Source organism: Parasphingomonas halimpatiens, from assembly GCF_036663795.1.
Classification (GTDB): Bacteria; Pseudomonadota; Alphaproteobacteria; order Sphingomonadales; family Sphingomonadaceae; genus Sphingomonas.
In genome coordinates, this window is the sequence record NZ_JAXOJP010000030.1 from 39,026 (window position 1) to 52,400 (window position 13,375).

At 66.3% G+C, this 13,375-nt stretch carries 20 protein-coding genes; 14 read left to right on the forward strand and 6 right to left on the reverse strand.

Going from position 1 to position 13,375, the window contains the following annotated elements; genetic code table 11:
* Window positions 1–17 precede the first annotated feature (17 nt).
* The 4 genes from U1839_RS21410 to U1839_RS21425 are packed head-to-tail and all read left to right on the forward strand — an operon-like array spanning window position 18 to window position 1,661.
* Complete coding sequence (locus U1839_RS21410; RefSeq protein WP_332805603.1) at window positions 18–464, forward strand: CoA-binding protein; 447 nt, start codon at window positions 18–20, stop codon at window positions 462–464.
* Window positions 465–507: 43 nt separating this feature from the next.
* Window positions 508–828, forward strand: coding sequence for a hypothetical protein (locus U1839_RS21415; protein WP_332805604.1), 321 nt, complete (start codon window positions 508–510; stop codon window positions 826–828).
* Between the two features lie 51 nt (window positions 829–879).
* Window positions 880–1,215 (forward strand): hypothetical protein, encoded by a 336-nt coding sequence (locus tag U1839_RS21420; protein WP_332805605.1) that lies wholly within the window; start codon window positions 880–882, stop codon window positions 1,213–1,215.
* Window positions 1,212–1,661: a hypothetical protein gene (locus U1839_RS21425; RefSeq protein WP_332805606.1), complete on the forward strand. Its 450-nt coding sequence runs from the start codon at window positions 1,212–1,214 to the stop codon at window positions 1,659–1,661. Before U1839_RS21420 ends, U1839_RS21425 begins: the two co-directional genes overlap by 4 nt.
* A gap of 7 nt (window positions 1,662–1,668) precedes the next feature.
* On the opposite strand, the gene U1839_RS21430 is transcribed toward U1839_RS21425, so the two are convergent.
* From U1839_RS21430 to U1839_RS21440, 3 genes are all read right to left on the reverse strand, one after another.
* A complete protein-coding gene (locus U1839_RS21430; RefSeq protein WP_332805607.1) occupies window positions 1,669–2,958 on the reverse strand; it encodes a homoserine dehydrogenase in 1,290 nt (429 codons plus the stop codon).
* 240 nt (window positions 2,959–3,198) lie between these two features.
* A complete protein-coding gene (locus tag U1839_RS21435; RefSeq protein WP_332805608.1) occupies window positions 3,199–4,152 on the reverse strand; it encodes an isopenicillin N synthase family dioxygenase in 954 nt (317 codons plus the stop codon).
* A gap of 108 nt (window positions 4,153–4,260) precedes the next feature.
* Window positions 4,261–4,782 carry a hypothetical protein gene (locus U1839_RS21440; RefSeq protein WP_332805609.1) on the reverse strand — a complete coding sequence of 174 codons (522 nt, stop codon included), beginning with the start codon at window positions 4,780–4,782 and terminating at the stop codon, window positions 4,261–4,263.
* Window positions 4,783–4,884: 102 nt separating this feature from the next.
* Here U1839_RS21440 and U1839_RS21445 point away from each other — a divergent pair, with 102 nt between their 5' ends.
* The 6 genes from U1839_RS21445 (at window position 4,885) to U1839_RS21470 (ending at window position 9,475) form a co-directional block, all read left to right on the forward strand.
* Window positions 4,885–6,117 carry a Bcr/CflA family efflux MFS transporter gene (locus tag U1839_RS21445; protein WP_332805610.1) on the forward strand — a complete coding sequence of 411 codons (1,233 nt, stop codon included), beginning with the start codon at window positions 4,885–4,887 and terminating at the stop codon, window positions 6,115–6,117.
* A gap of 75 nt (window positions 6,118–6,192) precedes the next feature.
* A complete protein-coding gene (locus U1839_RS21450) occupies window positions 6,193–6,522 on the forward strand; it encodes a DNA primase (protein WP_332805611.1) in 330 nt (109 codons plus the stop codon).
* 48 nt (window positions 6,523–6,570) lie between these two features.
* The gene (locus tag U1839_RS21455; RefSeq protein WP_332805612.1) at window positions 6,571–7,164 is read left to right on the forward strand and encodes a YdeI/OmpD-associated family protein; all 594 of its coding nucleotides are present in this window, start codon (window positions 6,571–6,573) and stop codon (window positions 7,162–7,164) included.
* 233 nt (window positions 7,165–7,397) lie between these two features.
* On the forward strand, window positions 7,398–8,204 hold the full coding sequence (locus tag U1839_RS21460) for a D-alanyl-D-alanine carboxypeptidase family protein (RefSeq protein WP_332805613.1): 807 nt from the start codon (window positions 7,398–7,400) through the stop codon (window positions 8,202–8,204).
* An 86-nt stretch (window positions 8,205–8,290) separates the two neighbouring features.
* A complete protein-coding gene (locus U1839_RS21465; RefSeq protein ID WP_332805614.1) occupies window positions 8,291–8,740 on the forward strand; it encodes a biopolymer transporter ExbD in 450 nt (149 codons plus the stop codon).
* A 93-nt stretch (window positions 8,741–8,833) separates the two neighbouring features.
* The gene (locus tag U1839_RS21470) at window positions 8,834–9,475 is read left to right on the forward strand and encodes a hypothetical protein (RefSeq protein ID WP_332805615.1); all 642 of its coding nucleotides are present in this window, start codon (window positions 8,834–8,836) and stop codon (window positions 9,473–9,475) included.
* A 7-nt stretch (window positions 9,476–9,482) separates the two neighbouring features.
* Here the strand turns inward: U1839_RS21470 and U1839_RS21475 are convergent, their stop codons facing one another.
* Window positions 9,483–9,683 (reverse strand): hypothetical protein, encoded by a 201-nt coding sequence (locus tag U1839_RS21475; RefSeq protein WP_332805616.1) that lies wholly within the window; start codon window positions 9,681–9,683, stop codon window positions 9,483–9,485.
* A gap of 129 nt (window positions 9,684–9,812) precedes the next feature.
* On the opposite strand from U1839_RS21475, the gene U1839_RS21480 reads away from it, so the two are divergent.
* Window positions 9,813–10,286 carry a c-type cytochrome gene (locus U1839_RS21480; protein WP_332805617.1) on the forward strand — a complete coding sequence of 158 codons (474 nt, stop codon included), beginning with the start codon at window positions 9,813–9,815 and terminating at the stop codon, window positions 10,284–10,286.
* Here the strand turns inward: U1839_RS21480 and U1839_RS21485 are convergent.
* Window positions 10,283–10,495, reverse strand: coding sequence for a hypothetical protein (locus U1839_RS21485; RefSeq protein WP_332805618.1), 213 nt, complete (start codon window positions 10,493–10,495; stop codon window positions 10,283–10,285). The genes U1839_RS21480 and U1839_RS21485 overlap by 4 nt on opposite strands.
* A gap of 45 nt (window positions 10,496–10,540) precedes the next feature.
* Between U1839_RS21485 and U1839_RS21490 the strand changes: the two genes are divergently transcribed.
* The 3 genes from U1839_RS21490 (at window position 10,541) to U1839_RS21500 (ending at window position 12,947) form a co-directional block, all read left to right on the forward strand.
* Entirely contained in the window at window positions 10,541–11,248 is a 708-nt protein-coding gene (locus U1839_RS21490) for a Crp/Fnr family transcriptional regulator (RefSeq protein WP_332805619.1), read from the forward strand.
* An 81-nt stretch (window positions 11,249–11,329) separates the two neighbouring features.
* The gene (locus U1839_RS21495) at window positions 11,330–12,124 is read left to right on the forward strand and encodes a CatB-related O-acetyltransferase (protein ID WP_332805620.1); all 795 of its coding nucleotides are present in this window, start codon (window positions 11,330–11,332) and stop codon (window positions 12,122–12,124) included.
* A 211-nt stretch (window positions 12,125–12,335) separates the two neighbouring features.
* Window positions 12,336–12,947 carry an Ig-like domain-containing protein gene (locus U1839_RS21500; RefSeq protein WP_332805621.1) on the forward strand — a complete coding sequence of 204 codons (612 nt, stop codon included), beginning with the start codon at window positions 12,336–12,338 and terminating at the stop codon, window positions 12,945–12,947.
* A 51-nt stretch (window positions 12,948–12,998) separates the two neighbouring features.
* Here U1839_RS21500 and U1839_RS21505 read toward each other — a convergent pair.
* Window positions 12,999–13,375: hypothetical protein (locus U1839_RS21505; RefSeq protein WP_332805622.1), on the reverse strand; the 377-nt coding region annotated here is incomplete at its 5' end.

Genomic DNA, 13,375 nt, shown 5'->3' on the forward strand with positions numbered 1-13,375 from the left:
GTCGGGAGGGTAGGGCGATGCCGTTGACCGAGGACGCCGAGATCAAGGCCTTGCTCGAATCCACCCGGACCATCGCGCTGGTCGGCGCATCGGACCGCCCTGATCGCCCGTCCTTCCGCGTGATGGCCACGCTCCAGGCGCATGGCTACCGCGTCATCCCGGTCAATCCGCAGATCACCGGCGAGCACGTGCATGGCGAATTCGTGTTCCGCGACCTCGCCCAGCTCGGCGATCCGATCGACCTGGTCGACATCTTTCGCAATTCGGCCGCTGCGGGGGAGGCGATCGATCAGGCGATCGCGATTGGCGCGAAGGCGGTGTGGACGCAGCTTGGCGTGATCGACTACGCCGCCGCCGCTCGCGCGGAGGCCGCCGGGCTCAAGGTCGTGATGGATCGCTGCCCCGCGATCGAACTGCCGCGCCTCGGCGTCGGGCCCGTCGGAACCAGCGACGCAACCAACTGATCGGCTGCGGGTTGGTCGTTTCTCCATCCAACGGGGAACGAACATGATCGCACTCAGCCTGCTCCTTGCCGCCGCGACGCCCGTCGCGTCCCATCCTGTGGCGTACAAGGTGCATCATCGCGTGGTGCGTCATCGCGCGCGCCATCGGCGCCCGTTCGAGTCGCGCCTTCACCTTGCCGGTTGCGGCTACAGCGCGACGGGCATCTGCGCGTCGTCGCGGTCGCCCTATCGCCTGCCGATCGATGAACCGACTCTGTCGACCGCCAAAGCCGATGCGTTGCGGCAAACGGGGCGGCGCTGCGCGCTGATCGGGCAAACCCTTTGCCCCAGTCGCACCCGGACGATCCTGCACGTCGCGGAATAGCGCCGCGTTCGCCTGACGGCGTCTTGTTTGCTATGCCAAGGCATGCTTGGCTTGATCATGATGCTGGCCGCAGACCCGAGCGCCGACTGGATCGCGCAGGAGCACGCGCTCACGCGCGCCTCGCCGACATGCACCGCACCGACCGATTCGCGTGAGGTGACCGTCTGTGGGCGCCGCCGGGCGGACCGCTACCGCGTGCCGCTGATCAAGGTCGACCGTGACAACCCAGCCAACGAAGGCGTCCCCGCCGAGCGCGAGCGTCTGCTCGCCCGCACCAACAATTGCCGAGAACACCGGCTGTTTCAGGTCGGCTGCGGCATGGCGGGGATGACGGTCAGCACGCAACACGGTGTCGTACTCGGCGGCGAAAGGCCCCTTGCGCCATGATTTTTCTACTTCTTCTCGCCCAAGCGGCGACGCCACCCGCTGCGGCATCCGATCCGGGTCGCGGCACCCCGCCGCCCAAAATCTCGATTCTCGTCGATCCGTCGCCGGCCTGTACGCCGGCGCCCGAGGGCTCGAAGGATGTCGTCGTCTGCGCGCCGACCAACCAGCAGCAGCGACTGCCGCTGCGCGACGATCGCGGCCCGTCCGAAGGACCCGTCCCGGTCAATCCCGAGCTCAACGGGCGCGGCGCGCTTAACGCTGAAGGAACGCCATGCGCGGCGCGCCAGGGCGGTTGCCAGGTCGGTTTCGGCCCGCCGATCGTGCCGATCCTCGCGGCGCTGGTCGGCGCGGTGAAAAGCGGCCTCGCCAAGCATCCCGACAAGTCGAACCGCGTCGCGATTCCGCTCGACGATGCGCCGCCACCGCCCTCGAAGATCGAGCCATAGCGCGACCCTAACCGAGAATGTGCATCCAGACCGGCGCGCCGGCGAGGCTCTGCGAACCACGCAGCTTCTCCAGCGCCTGGGCGACCGATCGCTCCGGACCTTCATGCGTCACGATCGCGACCAGCACGGTGCCGTCGCTCATCGTGCCGCGCTGGATCAGGCTCTCGATCGAGACGCCAGCGTCGCGCATCGCCGCGGCGATCTCGGCCAACACACCCACCTTGTCGGCCACGGTGAAGCGCACATAGGCGCGCCCGCGCCGTTCGCCGCTGTCGGCGGTGGCGGGCGCGGTCAGCGCGTCGGCCGGCATCGCGAAGGCCGGGCCGAACTCGCCGCGCGCAATGTCGATCAGGTCGGCGACCACCGCGCTCGCCGTCGGTCCGTCGCCCGCGCCGGCACCCTGGAACAGCAGCCGTCCGACGAAATTGCCCTCCGCCACCACGGCGTTGGTCGCGCCGGTGACATGCGCCAGCGGATGGCTCAGCGGCACGAGATGCGGGTGAACGCGCTGGAACAGCCCGCCCGGCCCATCCTCGGCGAGACCCAGCAGCCGGATGCGATACCCCAGCGCGGCCGCCTCGGCGATGTCGGCGGCGAGCACATGGCGGATGCCGCTCGTTGCCACCTCGCCGAACGCCGGCCGCGTGCCGAATGCCAGGCTGGCGAGGATCGACAGCTTGTGCGCTGCGTCGACGCCGTCGATGTCGAAGCTCGGATCGGCTTCGGCGAAACCCTTGGCCTGCGCCTCGGCCAGCACCTCGGCAAAGTCGCGGCCCTCCGCTTCCATCGTCGAGAGGATGAAATTGCACGTCCCGTTCAGGATCCCGTAAACGCGCGACAGCGCATTGGCCGCGGCGCCCTCGCGCAGGCCCTTGATCACCGGCACCCCGCCGGCCACCGCCGCCTCGAACTTGAGCGCGACCTGCGCCGCCTCGGCGACGCGCGCCAGTTCGAGCCCGTGATGCGCGATCATCGCCTTGTTGGCGGTGACGAAGCTCTTGCCCGCGGCGAGCGTGGCGCGGGCGAGCGTCAGCGCCGGGCCATCGGAACCGCCGACCAACTCGACCACCACATCGACCTTGTCGTGATGCGCCAGCGCGGTCGTGTCGTCGACCCAGTCGAGCCCGCTAATGTCGACGCCGCGATCCTTGTTGCGGTCGCGCGCCGACACCGCGACGATCTCGATCCGCCGCCCGGCACGCCGCGCGATCAGGTCGCCATTGGCGGCGAGCAGGCGAATGACGCCGCCCCCGACGGTACCGAGGCCGGCGAGTGCGATGCGGAGAGGTTCAGTCATGCAATGCGCCTAGCCGGAAGGCAGACGGTGGTTCAAGCAGTTCCTCCCCGGAACGGGGAGGGGGACCATCCGCAGGATGGTGGAGGGGGGCGCCGCGAACGCAGCGCTCGTGGTGAGCCCCCTCCACCACCGATCTGCGGTCGGCGGTCCCCAGCATCGGGTCGATTGTGCCCCCGGCACAATCTTGGATTGCCGGGGGCAATCCAACCCGATGCTCCGTGCCGGGGAGGTATGGCGCCTTTACTTCTTGACCAGACCAATCTCGACCAGCCGCTCGTGCAGATAGTCGTGCGCCGTGATCGGCGTCGGATAGCGATTGGGATTGTCGGGCGTGATCGTCGACGGCAGCGTCTCGATCAGGAAATCGGGCGCGGGATGGAGGAAGAACGGCATCGAATAGCGCGAGAAGCCGCGCCGTTCGGGCGCCGGGTTGATCACGCGGTGCGTCGTCGAGGGCAGCACATGGTTGGTCAGCCGCTGCAGCATGTCGCCGACATTGACCACCATCGCGCCCTCGGGCGGCTTGATCGACAGCCAATGGCCGTCCTTGTCGAGCAATTGCAGCCCGGCTTCCTCGGCGCCGAGCAGCAGCGTGATCAGGTTGATGTCTTCATGCGCACCGGCGCGGACGCCCTCGGCATCGGCCGGGATCGGCGGATAATGCAGCAGCCGCAGCACCGAATTGCCGTCCTTCACCGCATGGTCGAACCAGTCGGGTGCAAGGCCGAGATGTCGCGCGATCGCCGACAGCAGCCGGTCGCCGGCGGTGTCGAACGCCGCGAACAGCTCGATGAAGGTCTCGCGAAACCCCTCGGGCCGCTCGGGCCAGATGTTCGGCGCCATCTGACTTTCGAACCGGTGCCCGGCGGCGAGCTGGCGACCGATATGCCAGAATTCCTTGAGATCGACATGCGTCGCGTCCTTGGCGATCTCGGTCTTGAACGGGGTATAGCCGCGCGCCCCGCCGCCGCCCGCGACGAAATAGCGCCTTTTCTCTTCCTCGGGCAGGCGGAAGAATTCCTCGGTCAGCGCCCAGGCGCGGTCGATCAAATCCTGCGGCACGCCATGGTCGGAAATTACCGCGAAGCCGAACCGCTCGAACGACCCGCCGAGCGCCGCGGCAAAGGCAGCGGGATCGGCGGCCTCGTCGGCGAGCGACAGCGGCGGGACCTGGGCGGCGATGGTGTCGAGCATGATATTATTCCAGTCGCGGATTCACGAAACGACCGGATATAGGGCGTTCGGCCGGCAAGGGAAACCGCGCGATGTCTCCGGCGCGCCCGAAGCCGCCGCGCCGCAACCTTATCCGATCGTGATCACACCGCGCGCATGGTCGGTGCCGGACGGGCGCAGGTCGAGCGTGAACGGCTTCTTCTCATCGGTCGTGCCAGACAGGCCGGTCCCATCGGCCTTCACGCTGAATCCGGCGGCGTTGAGCTTCTGCTCGAACCAGGCGCGCACCGCGTCGGGTTGGGCGGGGCTGTCGAACGTGACCTTGACCGTGCCGTCATCGTCGCTGCCCGGGCCGCGATCATGCGCATCGATGTTCATCCCCGAGATCGTCGAGCCGGGATAGAGGTGCACGCCGTTCATGTCGAAATTCGAGGCGTCGAGCTTGATCTTCGGCAGGTGGATCTTGCCCGAAAAGCCGGGGGCGTTGATCGCCATGTCGCCGGTATTGCCGTCGATCCCGGCGACGACATTGCCGTCGGAATCATGCGCGTTGAGCGAGATCGTCGTGCCGGCCTTGCCGCCGTCCTTGTCGGCATCGCAGGCGGCGAGCGGCAGGGCGCACAGGACGGCAATGAGCAGGGTGCGCGACATCGAAAGCAACTCCAAGTGATATAGTGCAGCAATACACTATAGCGGCATGAAGTGGCACGTCAAGGGTCGACCCGCGCGTCGCTTTGCTGCATGTGCGAAACCATGACGCAGTCACTGTCGCCCCATCCCGCCGATCAGCGGGCGCCGATCCCGCTTGGCGAATTCGTCGCGATGGTTGCGGCGTTGATGGCGCTCGGCGCGCTCGGCGTCGATGCCATGCTGCCGGCCTTGCCCGAAATCGGCGCCCGGCTCGGCGCGCCGAGCGAGAATGCCCAGCAATATGTCATCGCAGTCTATCTCATCGGGCTGGGGCTTGGGCAATTGCTGCACGGCCCGCTGGCCGACCATTTCGGCCGTCGCCCGGTGATGCTCGCTTCGCTCGGCGTCTATTTCCTGTGCAACCTCGCCGCCGCGCTGGCCGGCAGCTTCACCCTGCTGCTCGTCGCGCGCTTCGCCGGGGCAGTGGCGGTCGCCGCGACTCGTGTCGTCACCATCGCGATCGTGCGTGACTGTTATTCGGGCCGGCCGATGGCCAAGGTGATGAGTCTTGCCGCGATGGTGTTCATGATCGCGCCGGTGCTCGCGCCGACCATGGGGCAGGGGGTGCTGCTGTTCGGCTCGTGGCGGCTGATCTTCGGCGTGATCGGCGGCTTCACCCTCATCGTCATGCTGTGGTACGCACGCCGCATGCCCGAAACGCTCGATCGGGCCGAGAAGCGCCCTTATTCGGTCGCCGCCACGATCCTCGGCGCCCGGCAGACGCTCGCCGATCGCTGGTCGACCGGCTATATGCTCGCCGCGACCGTCATGCAGGGCGCGCTGTTCGGTTACATCACCTCGATCCAGCAGGTCGTCGCCGAGGTGTTCCACAAGCCGCACCTGCTCAACGTGGTGTTCGCCTGCACCGCCGGCGTGATGGCGGTGACCAATTTGTTCAACTCGCGCGTCGTGATGCGGCTTGGCTCGCGCGTGCTGTCGCAATCGGCGCTGGCGCTGCTGATCGTCGTCGCGTGCGGCTCGCTCGCTCTTGCGCTCAGCGGGGGCGAGACGCTGCTCGCCTTCGTCGTGCTGCAGGGCATGGTGATGGGTTGCTTTGCGCTCGCCAGTTCGAACTTCTCGTCGCTGGCGATGACCAATATGGGCGCGGTCGCCGGTACCGCGTCGAGCATCCAGGGCTTTTGCGCGATCACGCTCGGCGCGGTGATCGGGGCGGCGATCGGCCAGTCCTTTGCCGGCACGACGATCCCGCTGCATCTCGGCTTCCTGCTCGCCGGGATCATCGCCTTCGTCATCGTCGCGGTCACCGAGCGCGGCCGGCTGTTCCGCCCGGCTTGATCTCGCCCCGGCGCAGGTCCACGGAACCCGGAGGCGCGTCTGACCGTTCGCGGCAGACAGGCATAGGAGACGATCATGGGCGGACACCAGGTTCCCGGCGCGGGTACGGGCGACGACGGATATGACGAGGAAGGCTATGACGAGAGCCAGCGCGCCGAAATCCTCGAGGCGACGCGCAACGGCCCGACCGACGGCAATATCCTGACCGACCTCGTCCCCGATCTCGGCGACGAAGACGATGACGATCTCGAGATGGACAGCGAGGAAGTCGGCGAGGAAGACGACGATGCCGACGAAAGCGACACCGCCGTCGCCGAGGACGAGGTGCAGGGCGATTTCGACGCGGGAACGGTGGATGACGAGGACGATCTCGACGACGCCGATGACCAGGCGCTGCGCCCTTGATGCGCGGCTGAGCGGACTCTAATCTGGCGCGACCCTGGGAGTCGCGCCATGACGACCGATCCGCGCATCGACGCCTATATTGCCGCCCGCGCCGAATTTGCGCGGCCGATCCTCACGCATCTGCGCGCACGGCTTCATGCCGTCTGCCCCGATGTCGAGGAGACGATCAAATGGAGCATGCCGTTCTTTCTTTGTCGCGGCCGGCCGCTCGCCAACATGGCGGCGTTCAAGGGCCATGCCAGCTTCGGCTTCTGGGACCGTGCCGGGATGGGGGCGGGCGGCGAGCAGGACGGGATGGGACAATTCGGTCGGCTCACCTCGCTCGCCGACCTGCCTGAGGATGACGTGCTCGACGCGGCGATCCGCGATGCAGTCGCGCTCGCCGCCGCCGAGGACCGCCCCAAACGCGCCGCGCGTCCGGCGAAACCCGAAGCCGAGGTCCCCGCGGCGCTGGCCGCCGCCCTGGCTGCCGACGCGGCGGCGAACGCCAATTTCACCGCCTTCGCGCCGAGTTGCCGGCGCGAATATTGCGAATGGATCGCCGACGCCAAGCGGCTTGAAACGCGCGACAAGCGCGTCGCCGAGGCGATCGGCTGGCTGCGCGAGGGCAAAAAGCGCAACTGGAAATATGAAAACTGCTGAGCGCCACGGCGATGACAGGCGCGAGTAGGTTCCCGTCGTTTTTGGCCTGCGGGTCGCACGGAACCTGATCCGGTTCGGTTCGTCTTGTGCACGCGGCGGCACGCCGCAGGCGCATGGCGCGATCGTGCTCGCGCCTGTTTTGGCGGGAGCCTGGAAGGTATTGGCGTATCGTGTTGCGTAACCGAGTGTTGGGGCTGGCGGCGGCCCTGCTAACCGCAATTTCTACACCCGCGGTGGTCGCGCGTCCGCGCCCGGTGCTGCCGATATCGGCGTTGGTGGTGAATGCCGCGACCGGCGGAACGCTCTATGCCGACGCGCCCGGCATGGTGCGTGCGCCGGCATCGCTGACCAAGATGATGACGATGTTCCTCGCCTTCGAGGCGATGGCCGACGGTCGGCTCAAGCCGACCTCGGCGATCACGATCTCGCGCGCGGCGGCACGCCAGCCGGCCTCGCGGCTCGGCATCGCCGCGGGCAAGTCGCTGACCTTGCGCAATGCGCTCGGGGTCATTGCGGTCAACTCGTCCAACGACGTCACCGTCGCGCTGGCCGAGCGGCTCGCCGGCAGCGAAAAGGTCTTTGTCGATCGGATGAATGCGCGCGCGCAGCAACTCGGCATGCGCGACACAAGCTTCGCCAACGCGACCGGCCTGAAGAACCCCGGCAACCGCACCACTGCGCGCGACATGGCGCGGCTGTCGCTTGCGCTGATCAGGCGCTTCCCCGGCAATTATGCCTATTTCAGCACGCGCAAGGTGACCTGGCAGACACGCGTCATGCGCAACCATAATCACCTGCTCGGCAAGGTGGCCGGGGTCGATGGCATCAAGACCGGCTATACGGTCGATGCGGGCTACAACCTCGCCGCCTCGGCCCAGCGCGACGGCAAGCGTATCGTGGTGATCGTGCTCGGCGCGCGCACGGCGGCGGCGCGCGATGCGCGGGTCGCCAATCTGCTCGAGCTCGGCTTCGCGCCGCCGGTCGCGAAGCCGGGCGCGCCGCGCGCACCGCGTTCGCCGCGCCGCCAGGCAGAGGGCTAACCCCCGCAGAACGCGACGCGCAGCCGAGGGTTGACAGTGCTTTCCTGAAAGAGTTACGTTACACCATAACATGAGGAGGAACGGCAATGCCTGTGGCTACCATTTCCTATCGCGGCGCATCGCGCCATCGCTTCGTCCCGGCACGCGAGCCTCAGCCGATGTCCGCGCTCAACATCACGCCGTTGATCGACGTCCTGCTCGTCCTGCTCGTGATGATGATCCTGACCATTCCCGCCATGACCCACAAGGTGCCGCTCGACCTGCCTCGGCCGGGTCCGGTGAACGAATCCGAGATGGTGATCCATCAACTCGATCTCGCCGCCAACGGGGCGCTCCGGCTCGACGGCGCAGCGATAGCACCGGCAGCACTGCCGGCGCGGCTCGCCGCCCTGAAAGCCGATGCGAAGGCAGAACTCCACGTCGCCACCGATCCGCAGGCGCGCTACGACCGCTTCGACGAAACACTGGCGACGATCAAGCGTGCCGGCATCACCCGGCTCGGCTTTGTCGGCAACGAGCGCTACACCGACTTTTGAGCAGGGCTCAGCTGCACGAAGCGGCCAATGGCGGAACGTCTCGTGGCGCCCGCGCGTTCGCGCAGCCCTGTAACCATTTGTCGGGAAAGCGTTGTGCGCCTCCTCATCGTCCTGCCGGTCCTGCTTGCCGCCGCCTGCTCGCCCTCGGGTGAACAGGCGGCGCAGCGCGCGATCGATATCAACGCCGCGGCCGAGGCCGGTCGCCATGATGTCGCCAATCACGCCGCTGCGGTGAGCGCGTCTCCCGCACCCATCGCGTCGGCATCGCCGACGCAAGCCGCTTTACCTCCCGTCGCGCCGCCCGAGCCGGGCACGCCGGGCGGGCTGCCCAAGGGTGGCGTGGTGTCGGAAGGCAAGTTCACCCCCGACAGCGCGCAGGGTGCGGCCGATGTCGTGCAGACCTATTATGCATTGCTGGGCGAGGGGCGATATCGCGAGGCGCACGCGCTGTGGGACGATGATGGCCGCGCCTCGGGGATGAATGCCGATGCCTTTGTCGCCAGCTTTGCCCGCTACAGCGAATATCATGCGCAGATCGGCGCGCCGGGCAGGGTCGATGCCGGCGCGGGGCAACGCTACGTCACTGTCCCCGTCGTCCTCTATGGCCGCCTCAAGGCCAATGCCGCGCCCTACCATGCCAGCGGAACCGTCACGCTGCACCGCGTCGGCGATGTCGATGGTGCGACGCCCGCGCAAAAGCGCTGGCACCTGCGGGATATTGCGCTGAAGCCCTGAGCGCCGCTCAGCCGCCGATCGCATTGGCCAGGACGGCAAGGTCGTCCTTGTCGACCGCAACCCCGGTCGCGTCGCTCGTCGCGGCTTGCTGATTTGCCGGCATATCATGCCCGGGCGCGGCGCTCGCCACGTCATAGGCGGTCCACAGCACGCCGCCGGCCCATAACAGGGCCGCCCAGCGACTGCGAAAGATCTTCGATGAGGGCATGTCGTCGCTATGCCGCCCATGCGGTTAACGCCGGGCTCGCGGGCCCGGTTAACGCGGCCGCCACCGCTTGCAGATCGGCGCGCCTCGGCCTAGCCTCCGGCATGCCAGGAGCATGGAAGGAAACGTCACATGGGCAATCACTTGAGCAAGATGAAACCCCTGATGCTTGCCGGACTGGCGCTGGGCGCGACGCTGCTCGTCGCAGCTGGCGGCGATCAGTCTGGTGATGCCGTCATTCCGGCGCGCCAGGCCGCCTTCCGCATGTCGGGCACGCTGTTCGGCGGGATGAAGCCGGCGATCGATCGCGGCGACGACGTCAAGACGCTCGTTCCTGCCGCCAAGGCGCTGGCTGGCTGGGCGCATACGCTGCCCGGCCTGTTTACGCCGGGGAGCGACGGTGCCGGCACCAAGGCACTGCCCAATGTGTGGAGCGACAAGGCCGGCTTCGCCAAGGCGGCGAGCGCCTATGCCGATGCCGCCGACAAACTCGCCACGCTGGCCGCTGCCGGCGATCAGCCCGGTGTCGCAGCGCAATGGGTCGTGGTGCGGCAGAACTGCAAGGCATGCCATGACGTCTATCACGCGCCGATGCCGCCGCATTAATCGCCGGCGGGCGGTGGATCTTCCGGCTTCTGTTGCGCGGCATCCGAGGCAGCTTGCGCGATCGATTGGGCCGATCCCGATGCCGCTTTGGGCGTCAGCGTTACCGCCACGCCGTCGGGCCCGTCGACCAGGACGAAACCCTGTTCGGCCACCGCGTCCATCGGAACGTCGTGCGGTGGAACTCCGGTTGCGCTGTGCTGGTTTGTCATGGTGAGACAACGAGGCCGGCGTAGGTCGGTTCCAGGGAGACACATGTGATCATCGATCTGTTCCTGCGCACCCATCACAAGCCGGTGCTCGATGCGGCCGAGCGCGACGCGCTCGAGGCGGCCTTCGTTCGCACGCAGGAATATGGCGCCAAGCAGATCGTCGTCCGCGAGCAGGTGCCGCTCACTCAGTGTACCTTGCTGCTCGACGGTTTCGTCGAGCGCTACAAGGACCTGCCCGACGGGCGGCGCCAGATTCTCGCCATCCATGTCCCCGGCGATTTCGTCGACCTGCACAGCTACCCGCTCAAGAAGCTCGAGCATTCGGTCGCCGCGCTGACCGCGATCCGCGTCGCTTTCGTGCCACATGAGGCGGTGCGCGCGCTGACCAAGACCTCGGCGACGCTGACCGAATTGCTGTGGCGCTCGACGCTGATCGACGCCGCGATCAACCGCGAATGGATTGTCTCGGTCGGCGCGCGCGGCGCGGCCGTGCGGCTCGCGCACCTGTTCTGCGAGATGAACGTCCGGCTGCAGCGCATCGGGCTGAGCGACGGCAAGCGCTTCGTCTTCCCCGTCACCCAGATCGATCTTGCCGACGCGACCGGCCTCACCGCCGTCCACGCCAACCGCATGCTGCGCCAGTTGCGCGAAGACGGTTTGGTCGAATTCCGCGGTGGCGGGGTCCACATCCCCGACGCCGATGCGCTGCGCCGCTTTGCCGGGTTCGACCCGGGCTATCTGTTCATCGATTGACGATGACGGTGTAAGGGGTGGGTGTCGGCGGGCCTCTCGCCCGTCGATCGGCACGTTGCCGACAATGCCCGAGGAACGCCGATGACCGCGACGCGCGATATGCTCGATGCCCTGTCGGTCCGGATCGAGCCGGGCGTAACCTTCGGCCATCCCGATCCGCGCGAGGTGATGATCGAACCGCCCGTGCTGATCCGGCCCGGCATTTACGACATCGACTTCATCGGCGCCTTCACCTTCATGGGCGGGCGCCAGACCGAGTTGCGGCACATCTCGATGATCGGCCGCTTCTGCTCGATCGCCTACAACATCATGGCCGGCGTCGAGGAGCACCCATACGATTTCCTGTCGCCCAGCCCGATGTTCCAGGGCGCGTTCGACTGGCGCCAGGCCGATCGCTTCCGCGCCGAAAATCACGACATCCTCGATCATGCCGCGCATCGCTGGTGGCAGCGCCGCGACGCGCAGTTTCACCGTATCCGCATCGGCAGCGACGTATGGATCGGCGAGGGCGCGCTTATCCGGCGCGGCGTGACGATCGGCGACGGCGCGGTCATCGCCGCGCGCGCGCTCGTCAACAAGGACGTTCCGCCTTATGCCATTGTCGGCGGCACGCCGGCGCGGATCCTGCGCTACCGTTTCGAGCCGGCGGTGGTCGCCGCGCTGCTCGAGCTCACCTGGTGGAACTATGGCCTCAGCGCGCTCGACGGCGTCGACATGTCGAACGTCAACCAGGCGATCGACCGCATCGCCACCAACATCGCCTCAGGGCGCGCGCAAATCTACGAAACGCCGCTCGTCCGGCTGGATGAGTCGGGCGAGGCCGGCATGGTGCGCTTCGACCGCGATGCGGGCGGGTTCGTCGATGTGAACGTTTGATCGACGGTACGTGGCTTCCCCTTCTTCCCGGCTTGCGAGGCGGGGAGCGGATTGGGGGCCGTTGCACCCCGATATTAACACCGCCAACTCGCGCACCCGGGTAGCCGTTACTACCAACCCTATCGAATTGCATCCGAAATGGATCAGATTCCAACTATCGGTCGGCAAACGGGCGTGCTTTTGTCCGTGCCATAACGGGTGGGGCGATTCGATGCGGCGATCACATTGGCTTCTGGTTTCGGCCGGCGCACTTGGCTTGCTTGCCGGTTGGCGCGCCGCGGCGCAGGAAAGAACCACTTATAGCTATGATGCGCTCGGTCGGTTGGTTACCACCGTGCGCAGCGGCGGGCCGAATAACGGGGTTGGCATGGCCACCTGCTTCGACGCTGCGGGGAACCGTGCCCAATATGTGGTTGGAACCAGTGGCGCACCTTCCTGTGGGGCGCCAACTCCCACGCCGACACCCACACCAACTCCCACATCGACCAACCAGCCACCTATTGCGGTAGCGGACAGCGTTTCAATTCCATGCTGGTCGAGCGGCACTGCAAACCTGACGGCGAACGATAGCGATCCGGAGAACAACGTTCCCTTGGTGTTGCAATCGATAACGCTGACCAGCGGTACAGCGAGTGCCACGGTCTACAACGCGAGCACGGCGAGCATCAACGCCAACGACAAGGGCGTATCGACGTTCACCTATACGATTGCCGATAGCCTCGGTGCGACATCGAGCGGGCAACTCAACGTAACATCGACCGGCGGTGCGATATATTGCGCCAACCTCGGCGGTGGCGGGGGCGGAGGCGGAACTCAGCCGTAGTATTTATTGATCAGATATAGTTTGTTGTTGTGGCATAATATTCACTAATATTTATGCGTTAACAAATTTGATATCTAAAAATATTGTTAACTCTTTAGAGTTGGGTGGCATAATGATATTATATAGCCCTTTAACACGAAAAATAAAATTTGCGCGGTGCGCAATATTTTTTAACGAACAGCGGCTTCGTGGCGTAGCATTCGCGATTTTGGGATCGATCGTCACTTCACCATCCGCAAACGCGCAAGATTCTACACTGGTTAATCCCAACCCCCTGTCAATCACACGCGATGTGAACGATGTTGATTTGGTAAGAGCCCGAGCGGAAAGTGGTTGAGCGATATCAGTAGGTTGTGATTCACCGTCGTTGTCGAGACGATAGGAGAAGCAGATGGCCTGGACTGATACCGCCCGCCGGCAACATAGGC

Excerpts from the sequence above, each read along its gene's own strand:
- U1839_RS21430 (WP_332805607.1), bottom strand. The coding sequence starts at position 2,958 with ATGACTGAACCTCTCCGCATCGCACTCGCCGGCCTCGGTACCGTCGGG.
- U1839_RS21440 (WP_332805609.1), bottom strand. The coding sequence starts at position 4,782 with ATGTCGCGCACCCTGCTCATTGCCGTCCTGTGCGCCCTGCCGCTCGCC.
- U1839_RS21465 (WP_332805614.1), top strand. The coding sequence starts at position 8,291 with ATGCCTGTGGCTACCATTTCCTATCGCGGCGCATCGCGCCATCGCTTC.
- U1839_RS21480 (WP_332805617.1), top strand. The coding sequence starts at position 9,813 with ATGGGCAATCACTTGAGCAAGATGAAACCCCTGATGCTTGCCGGACTG.
- U1839_RS21475 (WP_332805616.1), bottom strand. The coding sequence starts at position 9,683 with ATGCCCTCATCGAAGATCTTTCGCAGTCGCTGGGCGGCCCTGTTATGG.
- U1839_RS21485 (WP_332805618.1), bottom strand. The coding sequence starts at position 10,495 with ATGACAAACCAGCACAGCGCAACCGGAGTTCCACCGCACGACGTTCCG.
- U1839_RS21410 (WP_332805603.1), top strand. The coding sequence starts at position 18 with ATGCCGTTGACCGAGGACGCCGAGATCAAGGCCTTGCTCGAATCCACC.
- U1839_RS21415 (WP_332805604.1), top strand. The coding sequence starts at position 508 with ATGATCGCACTCAGCCTGCTCCTTGCCGCCGCGACGCCCGTCGCGTCC.
- U1839_RS21455 (WP_332805612.1), top strand. The coding sequence starts at position 6,571 with ATGACGACCGATCCGCGCATCGACGCCTATATTGCCGCCCGCGCCGAA.
- U1839_RS21435 (WP_332805608.1), bottom strand. The coding sequence starts at position 4,152 with ATGCTCGACACCATCGCCGCCCAGGTCCCGCCGCTGTCGCTCGCCGAC.
- U1839_RS21500 (WP_332805621.1), top strand. The coding sequence starts at position 12,336 with ATGCGGCGATCACATTGGCTTCTGGTTTCGGCCGGCGCACTTGGCTTG.
- U1839_RS21495 (WP_332805620.1), top strand. The coding sequence starts at position 11,330 with ATGACCGCGACGCGCGATATGCTCGATGCCCTGTCGGTCCGGATCGAG.
- U1839_RS21425 (WP_332805606.1), top strand. The coding sequence starts at position 1,212 with ATGATTTTTCTACTTCTTCTCGCCCAAGCGGCGACGCCACCCGCTGCG.
- U1839_RS21445 (WP_332805610.1), top strand. The coding sequence starts at position 4,885 with ATGACGCAGTCACTGTCGCCCCATCCCGCCGATCAGCGGGCGCCGATC.
- U1839_RS21450 (WP_332805611.1), top strand. The coding sequence starts at position 6,193 with ATGGGCGGACACCAGGTTCCCGGCGCGGGTACGGGCGACGACGGATAT.